Origin of the sequence: Microbacterium sp., from assembly GCF_047607465.1 — a bacterium.
Classification (GTDB): domain Bacteria; phylum Actinomycetota; class Actinomycetes; order Actinomycetales; family Microbacteriaceae; genus Microbacterium.
The window spans coordinates 1-4122 of sequence record NZ_JASGCY010000022.1; the positions used below are offsets into that span (position 1 = coordinate 1).

Annotated in this window: 3 protein-coding genes; 2 read left to right on the plus strand and 1 reads right to left on the minus strand. The window is 68.3% G+C overall.

What is annotated here, in order from left to right; genetic code table 11:
• Nucleotides 1-69: 69 nt before the first annotated feature.
• A complete protein-coding gene (locus QM568_RS02295) occupies nucleotides 70-1902 on the minus strand; it encodes an AMP-dependent synthetase/ligase (protein ID WP_415135402.1) in 1833 nt (610 codons plus the stop codon).
• A gap of 127 nt (nucleotides 1903-2029) precedes the next feature.
• On the opposite strand from QM568_RS02295, the gene QM568_RS02300 reads away from it, so the two are divergent.
• Both QM568_RS02300 and QM568_RS02305 read left to right on the plus strand, forming a co-directional pair.
• Nucleotides 2030-2728 (plus strand): lysophospholipid acyltransferase family protein, encoded by a 699-nt coding sequence (locus QM568_RS02300; RefSeq protein WP_415135404.1) that lies wholly within the window; start codon nucleotides 2030-2032, stop codon nucleotides 2726-2728.
• A 27-nt stretch (nucleotides 2729-2755) separates the two neighbouring features.
• Nucleotides 2756-4096 carry a class II 3-deoxy-7-phosphoheptulonate synthase gene (locus tag QM568_RS02305; RefSeq protein ID WP_415135406.1) on the plus strand — a complete coding sequence of 447 codons (1341 nt, stop codon included), beginning with the start codon at nucleotides 2756-2758 and terminating at the stop codon, nucleotides 4094-4096.
• Nucleotides 4097-4122 lie beyond the last annotated feature (26 nt).

Consider the following 4122-nt stretch of genomic DNA (forward strand, 5'->3'; position numbering starts at 1 on the left):
CCCCGTGCTGCCGACGTCGGCAGCACGGGGTTTCGGCGATATGGCGGGGTCTCGGCCTCGGGGGAGGGGTCAGCCTCCGATGGCGACGTTGGTCGTGGCGACCGGCTCGTCGTAGATCGCGGAGATCTCGTCGGCGAAGTCGTTCATGATGACGTTGCGCTTGATCGAGAGCTTCGGCGTGAGGTGCCCCGAGGCCTCGGTCCACTCGGTGTCGAGGATGTGGAACTTGCGGATCGACTCCGCCCGGGAGACCCGCGTGTTCGCAAGGTCCACGGCCCTCTGCACCTCGGCGCGCACGGCGTCGTTCTTCGCGGCATCCGCCAGCGACATGTCCGCGGGGAGGGCGTTGTTCGACAGCCAGGTCGGCAGCATCTCGGGGTCGAGCGTGATCAGCGCCGAGATGAACGGCTTCTGGTCGCCGACGACGACGACCTGCCCGATGATCGGGTTCGCGCGGATCGGATCCTCGAGCGCCGCCGGGGCGACGTTCTTGCCGCCGGCGGTCACGATGATCTCCTTCTTGCGGCCGGTGATCGTGAGGAAGCCCTCGGCGTCGAAGCTGCCGATGTCGCCGGTGCGGAACCAGCCGCCGTCGCTGAAGGCCTCAGCCGTCGCCTCGGGGTTGTTCCAGTACTCCTTGAACACGTTGATGCCGCGCACCTCGATCTCGCCGTCCTCGGCGAGGCGGATGCCGACACCGGGCAGGGGCGGGCCCACCGTGCCGATCTTCGACGCGTCGGCGAGGTTGACGCTCGCCGGAGCCGTGGTCTCGGTGAGGCCGTACCCCTCGAGGATCACGACGCCGAGGCTGTGGAAGAAGTGCCCGAGGCGGGCGCCGAGCGGGGCGGAGCCGGAGACGGCGTAGACGACGTTGCCGCCCATGGCCTCGCGCAGCTTGCCGTAGACGAGCTTGTTGAACAGCGCGAACTTCAGCTTCATGCCGAACGGGATGGGTTTGCCCTCTTCGAGCAGCTTGGAGTGCTCGATTGCGACGTCGGCGGCGGCGCGGAAGATCTTGCCCTTGCCGCCGGCCTCGGCCTTCTGCTCTGCGGAGTTGTAGACCTTCTCGAACACGCGGGGGACAGCGAGTAGGAAGGTGGGCTTGAACGAGCCGAGCGCAGGCAGCAGCTGACGGGTGTCGGGCTGGTGACCGGTGCGCACGCCGGCGTGCACATCGAGGATCGAGATGAACCGCGCGAAGACGTGCGCGGTGGTGATGAACAGCAGCGTCGAGGCTCCGGGCGTCTGCACGACCTCGTCGAGCGCCTTCGCCGCGTTGCGGGAGAGCTCGACGAAGTTGCTGTGCGTGAGCACGCAGCCCTTGGGGCGGCCGGTGGATCCCGAGGTATAGATGAGGGTCGCGATGTCGGCGCCCTTGGCCAGCGAGCGGCGGCGCGTGATCTCGTCGTCGGAGACCGACTGCCCCTGGGCGACGAGCGCATCGATCGCGCCGAGGTGCATCTGCCAGATCTCGCGCACGAGCGGGAGATCGCCGCGCACCTCGTCGACGCGGGCGAAGTGCTCTGGCGATTCGACCAGGAGGGCGATCGCGCCGGAGTCCTCCATGATCCACTGGATCTGCGAGGGGGAACTGGTCTCGTAGATCGGCACCATCACGGCGCCGGCGTAGAACAGGGCGAAATCGACCAGGGTCCACTCGTAGGTGGTGCGGGCGAGGAACCCGACCTTCTCGCCAGGCTGGATGCCGGCGGCGACGAAGCCCTTGGCGAGCGCGATGACGGCGGTCTCGAAGTCGGCGGCGGAGATGTCGCGCCATCCGTCGCCATCGGGAACCGAGAAGAGCGCGCGGTCGGGGGTGGCCTCGACGCGCTTGACGAGGATGTCGGCGATGTTCGCGTCGGGGTCGGCGGGGACGACGGCGGGGACTTCAAACTGAACCACGGCAGCTCCTTCGATACCGGTCGGGCACGTGTTCCTGAGAGTCTACGGCATGAGACTCAATCTCATCGTAAACGGAACTGAGTTGCGATCGTCGGCGGAAGCCGGGCGCAGCGCTAGACTTCACCCGATGTTCTACTGGCTGATGAAGTACGTGGTGATCGGCCCCGTGGTCAAGGCGGTGTTCCGCCCCTGGGCCGTCGGGCGGGGCAACGTGCCCGCGAACGGCGCCGCCATCCTCGCGAGCAACCACTTGTCGTTCGCCGACTCGATCTTCCTGCCGCTGATGCTGGATCGTCCGGTCTCGTTCCTGGCGAAGAGCGACTACTTCACCGGTCGCGGGATCAAGGGCTGGGCCACGAAGTACTTCATGAAGGCCACAGGGCAGATCCCCATCGATCGATCCGGCGGCAAGGCCTCAGAGGCGTCACTGAACACGGGGCTCCAGGTGCTCGGACGCGGCGACCTCCTCGGCATCTACCCCGAGGGCACTCGCAGTCCAGACGGCAAGCTGTACCGCGGCCGCACCGGCATCGCGCGGATGGCGCTCGAGGCGAAGGTGCCGGTCGTGCCCGTCGTCATGGTCGACACCGACACCGCGATGCCGATCGGCAGCCGGATCCCGCGCATCATGCGCGTGGGGATCGTGGTCGGCGAGCCCCTCGACTTCTCCCGCTACGCGGGCATGGAGAACGACCGCTATATCCTCCGCTCCGTCACCGACGAGATCATGATCGCCCTGCAGCGGTTGGGGGAGCAGGAGTACGAGGACGTGTACGCGTCGACCGTGAAGGACCGCCTCCCGGCCGCTGCCGCGCGGCGCTCCTGACGCTGCGCTCGCCGCTAGGCTGGGATCATGCTCCCGCACCACTCCGAAGCCCTCGACGCGTGGCGTTCGCTCCCCATCAAGCAGCAGCCGCAGTGGCCGGATGCCGAGCGCGTCACCGAGGTCTCCCAGCAGATCGCCGCGCTGCCGCCGCTCGTCTTCGCGGGCGAGGTCGACATCCTCCGCGATCGACTGGCGCGCGCGGCATCCGGTCGGGCCTTCCTGCTGCAGGGCGGCGACTGCGCCGAGACCTTCGCCGGTGCGACCGCCGAGCAGATCCGCAACCGGATCAAGACGGTGCTGCAGATGGCCGTCGTGCTCACCTACGGCGCCTCGATGCCCGTGGTGAAGATGGGACGGATGGCCGGCCAGTTCGCCAAGCCGCGCTCCAGCGACACCGAGACCCGTGGCGACGTCACCCTGCCCGCCTACCGCGGCGACATCGTCAACGGCTACGACTTCACCGAGGGCTCCCGTCGGGCCGACCCCGGCCGCCTGCTGCAGGGGTACCACACGGCTGCGTCCACCCTGAACCTCATCCGCGCCTTCACCCAGGGCGGCTTCGCCGACCTCCGCGAGGTGCACTCGTGGAACAAGGGCTTCGCGCAGAACCCGGCGAACCAGCGTTACGAGCGCATGGCGGCGGAGATCGACCGCGCGATCAAGTTCATGGAGGCCGCCGGCGCCGACTTCGACGAGCTCAGGCGGGTGGAGTTCTTCACGGGTCACGAGGGCCTGCTGATGGACTACGAGCGCCCGATGACCCGCATCGACTCGCGCACCGACACCCCGTACAACACCTCGGCGCACTTCCTGTGGATCGGGGAGCGCACGCGCGACCTCGACGGCGCGCATGTCGACTACTTCTCGAAGATCCGCAACCCCATCGGCGTCAAGCTCGGCCCCACCACGACGCCAGAGACGGCTCTCGAGCTGATCGACAAGCTCGACCCGGACCGCGAGCCGGGGCGTCTGACGTTCATCACCCGCATGGGCGCGGGGAGGATCCGCGACGCGCTGCCCCCGCTGCTCGAAGCCGTCCGCGACTCGGGAGCGCGGCCGCTGTGGGTCACCGATCCGATGCACGGCAACGGCATCACCACACCCACCGGCTACAAGACGCGTCGCTTCGACGACGTCGTCGACGAGGTGCGCGGCTTCTTCGAGGCGCACCGCGCCGTTGGCACCTTCCCCGGCGGCATCCATGTCGAGCTCACCGGCGACGACGTCACCGAGTGCCTCGGCGGCTCCGAGCAGATCGACGAGGCAGCCCTCGCGACGCGCTACGAGAGCCTGTGCGACCCGCGGCTGAACCACATGCAGAGCCTGGAGCTCGCGTTCCTCGTGGCCGAGGAGCTCGAGAAGCGCTGACGGCAGACGCAGAAGTGGCCACCGCG